The organism is Embleya sp. AB8 (assembly GCF_049739465.1).
In the GTDB taxonomy this organism is placed as follows: Bacteria; Actinomycetota; Actinomycetes; order Streptomycetales; family Streptomycetaceae; genus Embleya.
On record NZ_JBMHHY010000020.1, the window covers coordinates 57,160 to 73,279 of the forward strand.

Consider the following 16,120-nt stretch of genomic DNA (forward strand, 5'->3'; position numbering starts at 1 on the left):
TCAGCGCATGATGTAGTGCAGGATGACGTCGTGCACGTGCCGGCCCTTGTCGTCGCTGCGGAACTCCACGCTGTAGGTTTGCGTCCCGACGTGGATGGCTATCTCGCTCGAGCTCAGGTAGGACCCGGTGAAGCTCTTGTTCGAGACCATGGAAACGCTGCTGATCTTCGAGTAGGGGATCGATGTGATCGCGATCTTCTTACCTACGAACGAGTTGTCCTGCAAGATGGCGCGCCGATCGGTCAGACCGATGAACCCGGTACCGACGCCCTTCGCGTCGTAGACCGCGATGATCTGCTCGCCCGGGAGCAGACCGCTCTGAATCTTCTCCAACTGCTCGCGCCTGTCGAAGACGACGTTTCCCGCCCCGCTCATGCCGTGCTCCTCCTCGTCGACCTGCGGCCTCCAGCCTAAGGCCGCCCGGTCAGCGCCATTCGCCGGTTGTGTGGAAGTGTCGCAACGTGCCTTCGTACGAGGTCAGATCCAGGCTCTGCCGGGCGAGCCACTCGTCGGAGTAGTAGGAGTGCGCATAGCGCTCGCCGCCGTCGCACAAGAGGGTGACCACCGAGCCGGTACGACCCGCGGCCCGCATCTCGGCGACCAGGCGCAGTGCGCCCCACAGGTTGGTGCCGGTCGAGCCGCCGGCCCGGTGACCGGTGCGGCGGTGCAGCTCGCGCATGGCCGCGACCGACGCGGCGTCGGGGACCTTGATCATGCGGTCGACGATGTTCGGCATGAAGCTGGCCTCCACGCGCGGCCGGCCGATGCCCTCGATCCGCGACGAACACGCCTCGGTATACGCCGGGTCGTGCGTGCGCCACCCTTCGAAGAAGGCCGAGTTCTCCGGGTCGACCACACAGATCCTGGAGTGGTGTCGGCGGTAGCGGACGTAGCGGCCCATCGTCGCGCTCGTTCCGCCGGTGCCGGCGCCGACCACGATCCACTCGGGGATGGGGTGTCGCTCCTCGGACATCTGCTCGAACACCGACTCGGCGATGTTGTTGTTTCCGCGCCAGTCGGTCGCCCGCTCGGCGTAGGTGAACTGATCCATGAAATGCCCGCCGGTCTCGGCAGCGAGCGCGCGCGAGACGTCGTAGACCGTGGTGGCGTCCTCGACCAGGTGACATCGGCCGCCGTGGAACTCGATCAGTTCGATCTTCTCGGGGCTGGTGGTAGCAGGCATGACCGCGACGAAAGGCAGCCCGATCCGGTTGGCGAAGTACGCCTCCGAGACCGCCGTCGAGCCCGAGGACGCCTCGATCACCGTGGTGCCCTCGCCGATCCAGCCATTGCACAGGGCGTAGAGGAAGAGCGAACGAGCGAGCCGGTGCTTGAGCGAGCCGGTGGGGTGGGTCGACTCGTCCTTGAGGTAGAGGTCGATGCCCCACTTCGCAGGCAGCGGGTAGGCGAGCAGGTGGGTGTCGGCCGAGCGGTTCGCGTCGGCACTCACCTTGCGGATGGCCTCGTCCACCCAGGCTCGGGTCTTGGCGCTGAAGCGGTCCACATCGTTGCCAACCGACGTCACGTCGACTCCCCTTGCTGGTTTCGTACCCCCGTGCCGGGTTCGGGTGACGAGGGCTGCGGGATCGATGGTGATCGATCGTGGCCCAGGCTACGGGCCGACTCGCGGTCCACCAGGCCAACCCCTCGAATGGCCCATGAGCTGCGGATACGTATTCTCGACCGGAACGTGTGACGTGCCGGGGGGTCTGCCGCGTCTATGGGGTGGGTACGCGCGAGGGCGCGTAGGGACGAGGAGGGTCTATGGCGGGCTTCGACGCCGAGCCGGCCGATTTCCTGGAATTCGCCAACGCGTGCAGCGGTCGACTGTTCCGCACGGCGTGGCTCCTGTGTGGCGATTGGCATCTCGCCGAGGACCTCGTGCAGACGACGCTGGGCAAGTTGTACCGGGCCTGGAAGCGGGTCAGCCGGGCCGACAGTCCGGAGGCGTACGCGCGCACCGTGCTGACGCGCACGTATTTGTCCCATCGGCGCAGATTGAGCAGCACCGAGCAACCGTACGCGGACCTGCCGGAGGGTTCCGGTCCCGAGGACGATCAGGCGTTGCGGTTGACGCTTCTCAAGAGCCTGGCCGAACTGCCACCCAAGGACCGGGCGGTACTGGTCCTGCGCTACTGGGAGGACCTGAGCGTGGAACAGACGGCGCGGCAGATGGGCGTATCCGAGGGGGCCGTGCGCAGCAGGTCCATGCGGGCGCTGGAGAAGTTGCGGAGCGTGCTCGGGAGCGAGTCCGGCTGGCTCTCCGCCGCATGAGGGGTCACTGAGCACACCGCCGGCACGGCCGTACGGCTGGTGAGCAGTACGACCTGTGGTCACACGGATGGCGAGGAGACAGTAGGTCTATGGGGTCTGACGAAAACATGCTGGCGGCCGCGATGCGGACGTCGGCGTCGGGATTGGTCCCCCCGACGGGATTGGTCAAGGGCGGCATCGCCCGGGGCAGACGAATGAAACTGGTACGCCGCCTCCAAGTGGGTGCTTCAACCGCCGCGGTACTGGCCGTGGCGGGGACGACCCTGTTCACCGTCTCGAGCGGGAACGAGGACGGCCACCGACAGGTGACGGGGCCGGCAAGCAGGATGGCGGAGGTCCCCGCGCCGCCGACCACGATGACGCCCACGGCGCGGCCGACGCTCGCCGTTCCACCCGGGATGGTCCCGGTGGTGCCGCCGACGCTGCTGCAGACGCTCCTGCCCTTGCTGCCACAGGGCCTCGTCCGCTCTCAGATAACCGGATCGGACAACACCGACAAGACCTCCGCGGGCATTCACAGCGCGGGCTCGTCGGTGTCCTTGGTCCTCGAAGATTCCCAAGGGCCCACCCTGGTCTCGCTGTCCGTGGAGCAGAGCGCCAGCGATTCGCACGAATACTCGTGCCCACCGCAGGACGGCCGCACCAACGCAAGGTGCACAGAGGTCAGGACCGCGGACGGAACCCGGGTGCTGGAGCGGCAGGACTGGGTCTACCCCGCCTCGCCGGACACACCGGAAAACCGCGCCGACGGCAAGGCCGGCCCCACGGGGATGGGCCCCAAGGACTGGTCCGTGCAAGTCGTACGCCCCAACGGCGTCGTGATCCGGGTCGAGGAGGTCGCCTCCCGCGAGGAGAAGGGGGACATCGGCCGGGACACGCCGATCCTGCCACTGGAGCGGCTGCGCTCGATCGCGCTCGTCCCGTCGTGGCAGGTATGGGTGAGCCCGGCCATCAACAAGGCGGCCGAGAAGGCCACACCCACGTTCACCGACCGGTCACCGTCCTCCCAGAAATACGAAACCCCGCCGCCGGTCGGCGCCAGCACCTCGCCGATCACCCACTCGATCCCGCCACCCTCGGGTACGTGGTCTCAACACCGGACCGAGTCGCCTTCCGGGTCGGCGATTCCGAGCCGGTAGACACCAGGGTCCGGCTCCGATCCCAAGCCGTCTCCGGCGCCTGCGAGGCATGACTTGCCGTCACTCGGGCAGGCGCCGGATGTCGAGCCCCCGAGCGCCGCCGATTCCCCTCTCACGCTCCGGGGCTCGGCCACGGAGACGGAGGCCGTGGAGCACCTGAGCCAGGCCACCGCGACGATGCACGAGGTTGCGGACGACGCCATCGGTCACACGCTCGGACGCTTCTCGATCGAGGCGGCGGTCCTCGACGTGATCGAGCGCGACGAGGCGGGCTCACGACCTCGCTCGTGGATTTCGCGCACGCTTACGGAGCACATGCCCGCGCCGGCCGCTCGATCTTCGTCGGCTTCTTCCACAGCGGGCCGACTCGCGGACTGTGGGCCCGCCGCGCGACCTGCCGGCGTCCTCACGGTGCTGTCCGATTCCCGCCGGCTCCCATCGCGGGATCGGGTGACACTGGTCGACGTGATGGACTTCGAGCAGTGCTACCGAGCGTGCAGTAGCCGGGACAGCCGGTTCGACGGCTGGTTCTACATGGCGGTCACAAGCACCGACATCTACTGCCGGCCGAGTTGCCCCGCGGTCAAGCCCAAGCGTGAGAACGCCCGCTTCTACCCGTCGGCGGCCGCCGCACAGGCAGCGGGGTTCCGGGCCTGCAAGCGCTGCCGGCCGGACACCTCGCCAGGGTCGCCGGAGTGGGACGTGCGCGCCGACGTGGTCGGCCGTGCCATGCGCCTGATCGCTGACGGCGTGGTGGACCGGGATGGCGTCGGCGGCCTCGCGGTCCGGCTCGGTTACAGCGACCGCCAGTTGAATCGCCTGCTGATGGCCGAGGTCGGCGCGGGCCCCCTGGCGCTGGCACGGGCCCGGCGGGCACAGACGGCCAGGATCCTGCTGGAGACCTCCGACCTACAGATCGCGCAGGTCGCGTTCGCGGCCGGGTTCGCGAGCGTGCGCCAGTTCAACGACACCGTGCGCGAGGTGTTCGGCCGCACACCGACGGAGGTGCGCGGGCGTGCGGGCACTCGCGGGGTCGAGCCGGGCGAGATCCGGTTGCGGCTGCCCTACCGCCGGCCGATCGCGCTCGGTCACGCGTTGGATTTCTTGGGCCTGAGGGCGGTGCCGGGCGTCGAGGAGTACGTGGACGGCGTTTACCGCAGGGTGCTCTCACTGCCACACGGCACCGGCGTGGTCGAACTCTCGCCCGGCCCCTCGTGGGTGTGGTGTCGCCTGGTCCTCGCCGACCTGCGCGACCTGGGCGCGGCGGTACAGCGCTGCCGACGCCTGCTCGACCTGGACGCGGATCCGCTCGCGGTGGACGCGGCGCTGGCGAGCGCCGAACTCGGCGAGGGCGGGCTGGCTGCCCTGGTCCGGGCCACTCCGGGCCTGCGCTCGCCGGGGCACGTGGACCCCGACGAACTCGCCGTGCGGGCCGTACTCGGCCAGCAGGTCTCGGTCGCGGGCGCGCGCACGATCGCCGGACGACTGACCTCGCTGTACGGCAAACCGTTGGCCGCACCGCAGGGCGGACTCACTCACGCGTTCCCGACCGCGGCGGCATTGGCGGACGCGGATCCGGTGGATCTGCCCATGCCCACGGCGCGCAAGAAGGCGATGTTCGCGCTCACCGGCGCGCTCGCGTCGGGCGCGGTGCGACTGGACCCGGGTGTGGATCGCCGAGCCGCGGAGGCGGGCCTTTTGGCCCTTCCGGGTATCGGCCCCTGGACGGCGTCGTACATTCGACTTCGGGCACTCGGGGATCCGGACGTGTTCCTGCCGACGGACCTGGGCGTCAAGCACGCGCTGGCGCGCTTGGGGCTGCCGGCCTCGTCCGCGCATTCGTGGTCCCCGTGGCGCTCGTACGCGCTGCACCATCTGTGGGCGAGCCTGTCCGCAGCACCCACCGTCTCGGTGAAGGAAGTCGCATGAACCAGGACGCCCTGTTCGAGGCCGTCGAAACGCCCGACCCGAACGTGCCCCCGACCGCGTTCAACACCCCCCTCGACGGGCCCCGCCGATACGCGGTGATGGATTCCCCGGTCGGGGAACTGCTCATGATCGGTGACGGCCGCTCGCTCACCGCGCTCTACATGGCCGCCACGCCGGGCGCGGATTGGATACACGATCCCGGTGCGTTCACGCAGACGCAGGCGCAGTTGAGTGCTTACTTCGCCGGCGAACTGCGCGAGTTCGACCTGCCGTTGGCGCCGGCGGGCACGGCCTTCCAGCTCAAGGTCTGGTCGGCCCTGACCACCATCCCGTTCGGACACACGATGTCCTACGGGGCCTTGGCGACGAGGTTCCTGGGCCAACCGACCGCGTCCCGCGCGGTCGGACTCGCCAATGGTCGCAACCCGATCAGCATCATCATCCCGTGTCACCGAGTGATCGGCGCCAACGGCACGTTGACCGGCTACGCGGGCGGACTGCCGCGCAAGCAGCGCCTGTTGGCCCTGGAAAACGTCCGCGTCACGGGGTAGCGAGCCGGCCTCGGACCGAATGAGGGCGGTCGGGGGGCTCACGACTGGAACGCCCTGCGCACGAGCTCCGCGACCCGCCCTCGGCGGAGTGTGTCGTGCCAGGTGAAGCGCAGTACCAGCGCGCCCGCCAGGGCCAGTTCGTTGGCCCTGGCCCGATCGCGAAAAAGCGCGTCGGGCCGCGAGTGCACGTCCGCGCCGTCCGCCTCCGCGAACACCGGCCGCAGGCCGGTCAACCACGCGAGGTCCACGCGGGCCCGGCCGCCGCCGGGCAGCACGACCTCGTGCTGTAGCTCGTCCGGGGCGACCCCGCCTCGTACGCAATCCAGTCGTACCCGTGACTCCAACGGGCTCTCGGCTCGTGCGTCCGCGATCTCCAGCAGGGGTCGCACCCGCCCTGCCCCGGGCCGGCCCGCCGCCGCGTGCTCGACGTCCGCCAGCTCCGCCGCCTCCAACAGGCCCAGATGCAGTGCCGAGTCGAGCACCGCGAGGCCCTCCTCGGGCCGCAGCCTCGGCACCAGGTCGGCGAGAGTCCGCACCGGCGTCGTCACCGGAAGGCCGTCGACCATCACGATCTCGTCGGCTCGCAACCGGCGCCGATGTGCCACGATCCCGGGCCCGCCACGCCGGGACGCCGTATCGGGCGTCGCCACGTGCACACGTTCCACGCGCGGTACGCCACGCATCCCGTGCACGCGGGCCGCACTGTGCAAGACGGCCACGGCCCGCTCTCCATACGCTGCGAGCCCGGCGCGCAACAACCCGCGCGAGGTGAGCGCACATCGATCGGCATCGACGAGCCCCACTCCGCGCGCCAGCTCGCGCACCCGCCCAGCGTCCACGAGCCTGCGCCAGACCCGACCGGATACTCCGGCGGATGCCGCCCATTCCCGCGTCACCACTCCGTCGTTCTGCCATGCCAACCCCCGCAAGACTCGTACCGCCTCTTCCATTCCCGGATCCTGCTGCGTGAGGCTCGCCGGGTGGCACGGGCGGCGGCAACCTGTGGACAACTCGGCCCTTGTGGACAACTTGGGGCACGCTTTGCCGGTTTCATGGATGATCTTCAGCCGCTCGACACCCTCATGATCAGTGCGAGCCGCCGCGCGGCCGGCGCCAACCGATGTGATGGGCGGGTCCCGACATCCCTCCCGTCCCGAGGATCGCCATGCCCAACTTCCGCAAACACCGGCGCATCGCGGCCGTGTGCGCCGCGCTCGCGCTCACCGCGGGCGCCGGTGCCGCCTACGCGGAGAACCGTCCCGCGGCCCGTGCCGCCGCTCCCGTGAACACGGCGCCCGCCCCCGCGCCCGCCAAGGTGTCCTTCAACGTCGTCAGCGACGTCCAGGGCGACCTCGCGGACTTCGGTCGAGCGCTCGACCAGATGAAGGTGACCAACCCCGACAGCGGCGCGCTCGTCGTCAACGGCGACATCACCCCGCGCGGCTACAAGGCCGAGTACGACCAGGTGAAGCAGGTCCTGAACACGCGTCCGCACCCGGCGAACACGTTCTTCACGATCGGCAACCACGAGTTCTACGTGCCCAAGTACTGCAACCCGGACAAGCTGTGCCAGGAGACCTGGCCGAACGGCACCACCGAGCAGTCGCTGTTCCAGAACTTCTACGACTTCACCGGCCTCGACAAGGTCTACTACGAGCGCGTCGTCGACGGCGTCCCGATGCTGTTCCTCGGCACGGAGAAGTACATGAAGTACAGCGATCCCACCAAGTGGGACGAGGTGTGGTTCAGCGAGGAGCAGTTGACCTGGCTCGAGCAGCGGATGAACTACTGGGAGGCACAGGGCAAGCCGACGTTCGTGTTCTCTCACCACGTGCTGCCGGACACGGTCTCGGGTACGCGCAACAAGCTCTACAAGTCGGACTACCTCCAGGCCGACCGGATCATGAACATCCTGGGCGCCCACAAGGACGCGGTGCTGTTCACCTCGCACACCCACTGGGACCTGAACCTCTCCGACTGGGCGGTGCGCAAGGTCGTGCCGGCGACCGGCAACCTCGAAGGCTTCACGGTCGTCAACACCGGCGCCGTGCAGACCCAGTGGACCGACAACGGCACCGGCGGCGAGAGCGCGCTGAGCGGGCTGGAGAACAGCGGCCTCCAAGTCGAGGTCGCCAACGACCGGGTGACGATCAAGGCACGCGACTTCCGGCGCAACCAGTGGATCAAGGAGCTGAACGTCCCGCTCCACACCAAGTGCGCGGCGGCCAAGCCGTGGACGGACTCGATGACCTATACCAACGGCGACACCGTCGTATGGAACAACCGCACGTGGCGCGCCAAGTGGTGGACGCGCGGTGAAACGCCGGGCACGACCGGCCAGTGGGGTGTCTGGGAGGACCAAGGCGCCTGCTGAGCACGGCGTCGTGACCCGAGAGGGGGTGGGACCGCGAATGCGGCGGTCCCACCCCCTCTCGGCGCCTCCACCTCCGCTGACGGCAGCCCGACGACGAGCCGGCGGGCTCCGACGCCCGTGTGAGGCAGAGACAGCCCGCGCAGATGCCTCCCCCCAAGCGGGCCACAGTGCGCCGGGTGCCCACCTCATCGCAGGTCTCGCGACGGCTTGATCTGCGGGTGCGGGCGCAGGCGACTGCTACCGCAACCCGGTCCGTGATCCGTCCGACGTCGATCGAGGCACGGATGCGGGGCCGGGCACGAGGTCCGGTTCCACGTCCGAGGCCGTGTCTGCGGGCGGTCGGGCCGGGCCGATCGTGGGGTCGATGCGGACGAGGGTCAGGTCACCGTCGTCGAGTACACCCGCCCGCCGGCGCGCGGCCACCCAGTGGGCGAGTTCGCGAGGGCTGCTCGCGGCCGGCTCGCGCACCTCCTCCCACGGCCGCCCGCCGGCGAGCGCGGTGCGCAGGAACCATGTACCGACCGTGTCGTTGGCGACGTACAACAGATCGCGATCGGTCCAGGTCCCCCGCGCGCAGCGCACGCGCCTGGCGACCGCAGCCGGATCGGCACCGTTGCTGGTTGCGACGTCGGTCCGTCGGGAGGTCGGGAAGACCCGCCAGAGCCGGTCGCCACGCACCTGGAAGAGGTACGCGTCACCAAGCACCGCCGCCACCCACTGACCTCGTCCGGACAGCCACGGGTGCGGCGCGAGGTGCGCCGCGAGGACCGCAGACGCGTGCGCGCCGCGTGCCAACTTGCGCAACTCGTAGGGTTGTACCGGCATCCCTCGCCGTTCCCGCTCGACCAAATAGCGCTTGGTCAGGTCGGGCCAGCGATCCGCCGCCCGGGCAAGCACGTCCGCGAAGCCCGCGCCCCCGCACAGCAGCGGCGTGGGCGCCGCCCCACAGGCCCGGACCAGGAGTTCGGCCCAGCGCCGGGCGAGCAGGCTCTCCGCGGCGCCGTCCGCGAGGGCGACCCGTAACGCACCCGGTCGGTCCACCCGGGCTCGCCTACACGCGGGCCCGGCCGGTGGCAGGAACCCACGTCCCGCCCCGTCGCCGATCCAGACCGCGTCCTCGTATTCGAGAGGTTCGCCTTCGTGCCGGTGCAGCGCCAGGACCGTGACGTTCGCGCGCACCGTGCCGTCTCCTCTGTGGTGGTACGAGAACCGCTCAGCCGCGTACGTCCGCGATCGGGTTGGCGATGTCGACGTAGACGGACTGGGTCTCCAACGGGACTTCGAGTTCGTCGAGACCCGCGACGCGGGTGAGCAGGTTGGCCTTGCATCGCAGTGTGGCACCGTCGAGGAGGCGGTCCATGAGCGGGCGCCCGGCGGGGTGATCGATGCGCGTGCGCACCAGCCGGTCGCGGAAGATCGCGATCAATGCCCCTTCGTCGGCCAGCCCTTGCGCACCCATCGCACCGACCAGACCCAGCACGTTGTTGATCGCAAGGTAGTAACCGAGCCGTTCGTCGATCACGTGGTCGGGACACCATGTACCCAGGTCCCGGCCCGCGCCGGGGAGCCAACGAGCAAGCCGCGCACCGCGTTCGGCCGAGAAGTAGTAGCCCTGATTGCCCCGGTAGCGCCCGCCGATCGGGCGGCCGTCGGTGTCGAGTACGACCAGCGTGTTCTGTTGATGCGCCTCGAGACCGAGCCCGTACTCCCCGTGAAGCCAAAGGATCGGCGCGACCAGCACGTCCAGGTAGCGGCGAAACCACGACTCCGCCGTCTCGCGCAGCGGCGTCGCGGTGCGCGCGGCGAGCGTGTAGAGCACGTCGGCGAGGATCGACCTGCCACGCGGCAGATCCGGGCGCGGCGCCGCCAGGCCCGCGATGCAGTGCACCCGGTCGCGAGCGCCGAACGGGTTGTCCCGCACCACGAGTTCGAGACCCGAATCGCCCCGTCCACCCGGGATATCGACGGCGATCCAGCCCAGATCGCGCAGCACGTCGAAGCCGGGATGGGCGGAGTGCATGACCCGCTTGAGGCCGGCGTCGAGCATCCGGTGCACGGCGAGACCGCGGCGGAGTTCGCTGCGATGGTTCTCCCGCCGGGAGTTGGTGATCTCGACGCCGAGCGAGGTCTTGAGCATGACGGGCGCCCCGGGACGGTACACGGTGCGCAGCGAGGAGGTCGCGGACCAGGCGGGGCCGCCGGGCCCGAGGTCGCGCAGCAGCCCGCGTTCCAGGAGCGCCGCGACGCCGGGACGGCCGAGCACGTCTCGTGCCTGCCACGGGTGCGCCGGCAGCGCGACCATTCCCGGAGGCAGGTTCACGTCGCCCTCGGCAAGGCCGGCGAGCACGACCGGCACAGGCCGCCCCAGGTCGCCGTCGTGGACCGCGACCGAGGGATCCACGGCGAACCAGTGCAAGGGGAACGAGCCGCGCAACTCCGGTGAGTAGCGCGGCGACGAGGGCCCGTACAGGCCCTGTCGCGACGACGGCGAGGGATGCATGGGGTGGCCGAGCAGGATCGACTGCTCGGTGCTCAGGAAGGGTGTCGTCGCGGGTGCGTCCTCGGGCGACCTGCGGCGCTCGGCGAGGTGGTGAGCGATCCGCCGGGTCGAGTCGATCACCCGGTCGGTCATGTCGGCGATCGCGGTGATCGAACCGACGCGGCCGTGTGCGGCCTCGATCGCCAGCAGCACCGCCAGGGTGGTCGCGTCGAGGGCGACGCCGCTGCTCAGTCGGACCGGGCCGAAACGGTGCATGCCCGTCTCGGATCGATACAGGATCGGCGCGACGACGGTGCTGGCGGTCGCGGGCAGTGGCAGTCGTAACGGCCCGTCCGCCGGCACCGCCGTTCCGCTCTCGCGGATGCGGCAGCGCAGCAGGTTCTCGATGGCCGCGTGGTCGGCGGCGCGCGCGGGCACGGGGTCGAGCAGCGGATCGCCGGTGACCCGGTCGCCGGCGCCGGTGTCACGCGCGGCGCCGATCATCGCGCCGGTGTTCGGGTGTTCGGGCTCCAGGTGGGCCGGGTGGGCGCGCGCCGGCGAGGGTTCGTCGCCGGCCGGGCCCGGAGTGGGCTTTCGAGGGCTGCCCGGTCGGGCCGGCTCCGGAAGCGCCTCCGCGGATGTCGACATGTGCGGTACGTACCTCCCCTGGTCTGCGCGGCCGTGGGTCGGACTGCGGTTCGGATCATGGACGCGGCCCGTTCGCCACTGCTCCGAGGGACGTTCACCGTACGGCAATCCGTCGGTTATCAGAATCATGTCCCGCAACGGGCTCCCGTGTGCGGGGTTTGCCCGATGGCAACCCTCGTCATGATCCGCGAAATCGGCGACCGCAGCAGCGACGGCGGGGCCGGGCCATCGCCTGAGGCGTCGCGGTCGAGCGGATCCGGAAGACCCCGCTCGCCACCATACGAACCTCCCGGTAAGAGCGACATCAGTGACCGGTAAGGAAGTTCCGAGCCGATTCCGGATCCCGCCCGGGCGAGCAGGTGGACCCGACGAGCGGCCGGACAGGCGGGCCATGGACGAATCCGCCCCGTCGGGGCGGCGATCGGTGCGGATGGAGTGAACGGACCGAGTGGGTAACCCGCTTCGAGAAGGAGTTTGCAGCACTTCGGGATCTCTCGGGTCACTTGTGGAGGATATCCACCCGAGCAATGTCCGATCCGCCGAACCCCACCACCGAGCGTTCGCCTGCGGCTACGATACGAACGCCCTTGTGCGGTAGGCGCCGAGGATCGAAACAGGGGACTTTCGCCCCGTTCGCGCTCGCACGCCAGTGCTTGTGGAAGGTGCATGCGGGCAGTGGCCGGGCACCTACGACGACGGGTCGACGCGTCGAGCGAGGCGGCCTCGATACCGAACGACGGCGACTCCCGGAGCCCTCGGGCCGAGTCGGGCCGGGCCGGTTCATCGGCGAAACAGCCGAGTGAAGAACACGCAACCTGCCGACCGGAGAGGGCGCAGGGTGGTCAGGCGACCGGCCACGGCAGGATCACCCACAGGGTCTTGCCGTCCGGGTGCGCCTCGATGTGGATCTGGCCGCCGAGTTCGGTGACGATGTTGCGCACGATCAGCAGACCCCGGCCCGACGTGTCGTCGACCGTCTCCAACAGGGCGACCGGACGGTAGGGATGGCGGTCGCGTACGCCCAGCCACAGCCAACCGTCGTGCACGGTGCACGTCACCGAGACCTCGGGCGACAACACGGCCGCGTGTTCGACCGAGTTGGTGATCAGTTCGGACGCGACGAGTTTGAGCGCGTAGCCCAGGTCGTGTCCGTAGGGCAGCCCCCAGTAGGTCAGATGGTCCGCGAGGGCCCGTCGGGCCTGTGCGACGGATGCCGGCTGGGCGGGCAGGGTGAACCAGCAGGATCGCTCGTATCCCGTTCCCATGTCACCCCTTTCCGCACCGCGCCTCAGCGTACTGACCGGCGCGCTTGCGGGCGCACGGTTGACGATTCGTCATATCGCTACGATTCGATGATCGGTCGCGTGTGTGAGCGAAGGTCGACATGGGCAAGACCATCGCAGTCCACGTCCCTCCCGGCGTGTGATTGTGAGCGCCGAACAACGGCATTCCGCTGCGAATGACCGGATTGTGCACGGTGCGGATTCCAGAAGGGTGACTACCTGTGGTGGAAGATCTCGATGCCGTCGAACAGGCCATGCTGGCCAATCTTCTCGACGGTCGGCGGCCTCGTCGGCGCAGCTCGGAGACGCCTACCCGGTCCAATCGACAACACCAGCCGCCGCAGCAGCGCCGGCAGGCGCAGTCGGTGCCGCGTGCCGTCATCCCGGCGCCCGCGCCCGCCGCGGCGCCCAATCGGGACGCTACGCGTGTTCTCGACATCGGTCGGGTGATCAAGCAGATCGACCCCCGGACCACGCCCGAGCAACGGCACGCGATGGCGACGAGCTGGACGCAACTGGACCTGACCGCGGCTCAGGTGTTGGCCTGGCTGACCGCCGGCATCCTGCCCGCCGAGTACCAACTCGCCGCCGCGTGCCTGGAACGGGGCCTGACCCCGCAGGACATGAAGACCCGCCTCGAGGGCGTGCGCGTGGTCGAGCGACTGCGCAGCGAAGGCGTGGACGGCGTGGTGGCACTGCTGCGCAGCGGTGCCGCGTAGGCGGGCCGCGCCGGGGCACATCGCGGGGCGAGGCTCTGGATGATCATTGACATGGTTCATTACCAAGCCTAGCTTTTAGCGATGTGAAGGATTCGGGGGCGGGCTCCGCCGCCCCACACACTCTGACGCATCGCCAGATCATCTTGGTCTTCTGCGGGTTGATGCTCGGCGTCATGCTGGCGTCGCTCGACGCGACCATCATCTCGACGGCGATGCCGACGATCGTTGCCGACCTCGGCGGGCTCGAACACCTGGCATGGGTGACCACCGCGTACACCCTCGCCACGGCGGTCTCGATCCCGCTGTACGGAAAGCTCGGCGACGTACACGGCCGCAAGCGGCTTTTCCAGTTCGCCATCGTGCTGTTCCTCGCGGGCTCGATGTTGTGCGGAACGGCACAGTCGATGGGAACCTTGATCGCCTTCCGGGCGATCCAGGGGCTCGGCGCCGGCGGGCTCATGAGCAACGCGCAGGCGATCATCGGCGATCTCGTGCCACCCGCCGAGCGTGGTCGATACCAGGGCTTCATCGCGTCCACGGTCGCCTTCTCGACCGTGTGCGGGCCGCTGATCGGCGGCTTCTTCACCGAAGCGCTGTCGTGGCGATGGGTGTTCTATGTGAACATCCCACTGGGTGCGGCGGCGCTGATGGTCACGTCCGTGGTACTCAGGCTGCCGAGCAAGGCCTACGTCAAGCGTCCGTTCGACAGAGCCGGACTCACCTTGCTCACCTGCGGGACCACCGCGCTGATCCTGTTCACGAGTTGGGGCGGGACGCAATTCGCCTGGATCTCCGCGCCGAGTCTGGTCCTGGCCGTGACCTCGGTCGGCATGCTCGCGGGCTTCGTGTTGGTCGAGCGACGCGCGGCCGATCCGTTGATCCCTCTGCGGCTGCTGTCGCGCAACACGATCGTGCGGGTCGCGTGCCCGCTCACGATGGTCACCGGGTGCCTGACCGTCGGGATGAGTACGTTCCTGCCGATCTACCAGCAGATAGTGCGCGGTCACGGTCCCACCGAGTCGGGGTTGCTGCTCGCGCCGATGATGCTCTCGATGATGGTGTGCTCGACACTGTCGGGTCGGCTGATCTCGCGGATCGGCAGGTACAAGCGGTTTCCCCTGATCGGCACGCTGCTCGCTGCGGCCGGGCTGGTGGTGCTGTCGCTGCTGGGCACCGACAGTCCGTACTGGCATCTGCTGATCGGCCTGATGGTGCTGGGATTCGGGCTCGGTACGATCGGACCGGTCACCACGCTCGCCGTGCAGAACTCGGTCGAGCAGGCGGACATCGGCGTGGCCACGGGCCTGAACTCGTTCGCCCGCTCGATAGGTTCGGCCCTGGGCGCCGCCGTACTCGGGGCGGTGTTCGCGCACGGGCTCGCTGCCGGAGCGGGGGTGGGCGGCACTGGCGAGACCGGCATGGGGGTTACGCGCAAGGCGATCGACGCATTGCCGCCGGGACGGCGGGAGGAGACGTTGACCGGTTTCGCGGACTCGCTCGACGCGGTGTTCCTGGCCGCCGTCCCGATCGCGATCCTCGGCTTCGTGCTTGCCCTGATGCTGCGTGAGATCCCGTTGCGCCGGGGTTCGGAGCACGTCACGGTCACGTCAGCGGACACGAAGCGCAAGCTGTCCGAGGCCGGCTGACAGGTCCCGCAGACCCTCCGCGGCATCCCAGGCCCAGTGGTTGGGATGCCGGCGAGCACCTCGTCGGTGAACCCAATCGGCGCAGCGTGAGCCCTGCGGGGTCGAGGACCAGGTGGTGCTCGCCGTCGAGTGAGGCCGCGCTCGGGGACGCCCTCGATCAACCGGGACAGGCCGTAGCCCGCCATCAGGCCCAGGGTCACGCCGCGTATGGCCGGCAAGTCGCGCCTCTCCCGGGCCGGTTCGAACCGTCGCCACCAACACACCCACACCTGCGGCTCCGTGGTGGCACGTTCCTCGATCGCGGCACGGCGCGGCGGCATGCTCGTGGGTCGCCCGGATCCGGCGAACATCAACCGTTCGAGGACCGCGTCCACGGCGGCCTGCAACTCGGGATGGGGCGGAGCCGCTCGTACCGAGGCTCGGGTCCGCACGGGGCTGTCCACGTCATCGTCGTCATGCGATGTATTGGAGCGGAGTGCCCGTTGGCACGCCCGCCGATCACCCGAATGAGGGACACTGTGTCGCATGAACGAGTGGGAACTGTGGCGCCAGGACGACAACGGCGCGCGTTTCCGGATCCGCGGCTATGCCGATCGCGTCGCCGCGATCGCGGGCCGATTGGTGATCGAGTCCGGAATCCCGCACAAGCAGTTGTACTGGGTGGCGGGGCCACGAGTGCCGAGTTGCCCGACATTGGCCGCCACGGCCGACCTGATCCAGGCCCTGCCGGCTGATCGCGATCCGTCGACCGCCGCGTTCCTGGCCGCCTTCGACCGGGTGGGGGCATCGTTGCGCGACGACGGCCCGCTGGATTTCGACACCATCGCGGCGGTGTTTCGTGCCGCCTGGGACACCGTCGAGTCCGAACCCGCGGGTGGGCGTGAGTCCGAGGCCGAGGACGGCTCTCGCCGCGGCGGCGATCCGGCGCACGCGCCGGACCTCGATCGGGCGCGGGACCGGTTGGACCACGCCGCCGCCGCGTTGCGGACCCGAGACCCGCACGCGGCCCTGCGCGGGCAGGATCTGGTCGGCCTCGTCGCGCACGTGCCGCACCGACGGTAGGCGCGGACGCGTTCAG

14 protein-coding genes are annotated in these 16,120 nt (G+C 69.6%); 8 read left to right on the plus strand and 6 right to left on the minus strand.

Going from position 1 to position 16,120, the window contains the following annotated elements:
* Both ABIA38_RS28330 and ABIA38_RS28335 read right to left on the minus strand, forming a co-directional pair.
* Positions 1-375: a PH domain-containing protein gene (locus ABIA38_RS28330; RefSeq protein ID WP_424641688.1), complete on the minus strand. Its 375-nt coding sequence runs from the start codon at positions 373-375 to the stop codon at positions 1-3.
* Between the two features lie 49 nt (positions 376-424).
* Positions 425-1,525 (minus strand): PLP-dependent cysteine synthase family protein, encoded by a 1,101-nt coding sequence (locus tag ABIA38_RS28335; protein WP_424641689.1) that lies wholly within the window; start codon positions 1,523-1,525, stop codon positions 425-427.
* Between the two features lie 239 nt (positions 1,526-1,764).
* Here ABIA38_RS28335 and ABIA38_RS28340 point away from each other — a divergent pair, with 239 nt between their 5' ends.
* The 4 genes from ABIA38_RS28340 (at position 1,765) to ABIA38_RS28355 (ending at position 5,893) form a co-directional block, all read left to right on the plus strand.
* On the plus strand, positions 1,765-2,274 hold the full coding sequence (locus tag ABIA38_RS28340) for a SigE family RNA polymerase sigma factor (protein WP_424641690.1): 510 nt from the start codon (positions 1,765-1,767) through the stop codon (positions 2,272-2,274).
* An 89-nt stretch (positions 2,275-2,363) separates the two neighbouring features.
* A complete protein-coding gene (locus ABIA38_RS28345) occupies positions 2,364-3,413 on the plus strand; it encodes a hypothetical protein (protein ID WP_424641691.1) in 1,050 nt (349 codons plus the stop codon).
* Between the two features lie 468 nt (positions 3,414-3,881).
* Entirely contained in the window at positions 3,882-5,342 is a 1,461-nt protein-coding gene (locus tag ABIA38_RS28350; protein WP_424641812.1) for an AlkA N-terminal domain-containing protein, read from the plus strand.
* Positions 5,339-5,893, plus strand: coding sequence for a methylated-DNA--[protein]-cysteine S-methyltransferase (locus ABIA38_RS28355; RefSeq protein WP_424641692.1), 555 nt, complete (start codon positions 5,339-5,341; stop codon positions 5,891-5,893). Before ABIA38_RS28350 ends, ABIA38_RS28355 begins: the two co-directional genes overlap by 4 nt.
* Positions 5,894-5,931: 38 nt before the next feature.
* Here ABIA38_RS28355 and ABIA38_RS28360 read toward each other — a convergent pair whose 3' ends face one another.
* Entirely contained in the window at positions 5,932-6,612 is a 681-nt protein-coding gene (locus ABIA38_RS28360) for a hypothetical protein (protein WP_424641693.1), read from the minus strand.
* Between the two features lie 446 nt (positions 6,613-7,058).
* On the opposite strand from ABIA38_RS28360, the gene ABIA38_RS28365 reads away from it, so the two are divergent.
* The gene (locus ABIA38_RS28365; protein WP_424641694.1) at positions 7,059-8,267 is read left to right on the plus strand and encodes a DUF4073 domain-containing protein; all 1,209 of its coding nucleotides are present in this window, start codon (positions 7,059-7,061) and stop codon (positions 8,265-8,267) included.
* A gap of 237 nt (positions 8,268-8,504) precedes the next feature.
* Here the strand turns inward: ABIA38_RS28365 and ABIA38_RS28370 are convergent, their stop codons facing one another.
* The 3 genes from ABIA38_RS28370 to ABIA38_RS28380 form a co-directional block, all read right to left on the minus strand.
* On the minus strand, positions 8,505-9,446 hold the full coding sequence (locus ABIA38_RS28370) for a hypothetical protein (protein WP_424641695.1): 942 nt from the start codon (positions 9,444-9,446) through the stop codon (positions 8,505-8,507).
* Between the two features lie 34 nt (positions 9,447-9,480).
* Positions 9,481-11,394: an IucA/IucC family protein gene (locus ABIA38_RS28375; RefSeq protein ID WP_424641696.1), complete on the minus strand. Its 1,914-nt coding sequence runs from the start codon at positions 11,392-11,394 to the stop codon at positions 9,481-9,483.
* Positions 11,395-12,236: 842 nt separating this feature from the next.
* The gene (locus tag ABIA38_RS28380) at positions 12,237-12,659 is read right to left on the minus strand and encodes an ATP-binding protein (protein ID WP_355529513.1); all 423 of its coding nucleotides are present in this window, start codon (positions 12,657-12,659) and stop codon (positions 12,237-12,239) included.
* A 242-nt stretch (positions 12,660-12,901) separates the two neighbouring features.
* Between ABIA38_RS28380 and ABIA38_RS28385 the strand changes: the two genes are divergently transcribed.
* From ABIA38_RS28385 to ABIA38_RS28395, 3 genes are all read left to right on the plus strand, one after another.
* Positions 12,902-13,396 carry a hypothetical protein gene (locus tag ABIA38_RS28385; protein ID WP_424641697.1) on the plus strand — a complete coding sequence of 165 codons (495 nt, stop codon included), beginning with the start codon at positions 12,902-12,904 and terminating at the stop codon, positions 13,394-13,396.
* Between the two features lie 83 nt (positions 13,397-13,479).
* A complete protein-coding gene (locus tag ABIA38_RS28390; protein ID WP_424641698.1) occupies positions 13,480-15,042 on the plus strand; it encodes an MDR family MFS transporter in 1,563 nt (520 codons plus the stop codon).
* A 525-nt stretch (positions 15,043-15,567) separates the two neighbouring features.
* A complete protein-coding gene (locus tag ABIA38_RS28395) occupies positions 15,568-16,104 on the plus strand; it encodes a hypothetical protein (protein WP_424641699.1) in 537 nt (178 codons plus the stop codon).
* Positions 16,105-16,120: the final 16 nt, after the last annotated feature.

Coding starts and splice junctions, on each gene's coding strand:
- ABIA38_RS28330 (WP_424641688.1), bottom strand. CDS start 375: ATGAGCGGGGCGGGAAACGTCGTCTTCGACAGGCGCGAGCAGTTGGAG.
- ABIA38_RS28340 (WP_424641690.1), top strand. CDS start 1,765: ATGGCGGGCTTCGACGCCGAGCCGGCCGATTTCCTGGAATTCGCCAAC.
- ABIA38_RS28345 (WP_424641691.1), top strand. CDS start 2,364: ATGGGGTCTGACGAAAACATGCTGGCGGCCGCGATGCGGACGTCGGCG.
- ABIA38_RS28350 (WP_424641812.1), top strand. CDS start 3,882: ATGGACTTCGAGCAGTGCTACCGAGCGTGCAGTAGCCGGGACAGCCGG.
- ABIA38_RS28355 (WP_424641692.1), top strand. CDS start 5,339: ATGAACCAGGACGCCCTGTTCGAGGCCGTCGAAACGCCCGACCCGAAC.
- ABIA38_RS28365 (WP_424641694.1), top strand. CDS start 7,059: ATGCCCAACTTCCGCAAACACCGGCGCATCGCGGCCGTGTGCGCCGCG.
- ABIA38_RS28375 (WP_424641696.1), bottom strand. CDS start 11,394: ATGTCGACATCCGCGGAGGCGCTTCCGGAGCCGGCCCGACCGGGCAGC.
- ABIA38_RS28380 (WP_355529513.1), bottom strand. CDS start 12,659: ATGGGAACGGGATACGAGCGATCCTGCTGGTTCACCCTGCCCGCCCAG.
- ABIA38_RS28395 (WP_424641699.1), top strand. CDS start 15,568: ATGAACGAGTGGGAACTGTGGCGCCAGGACGACAACGGCGCGCGTTTC.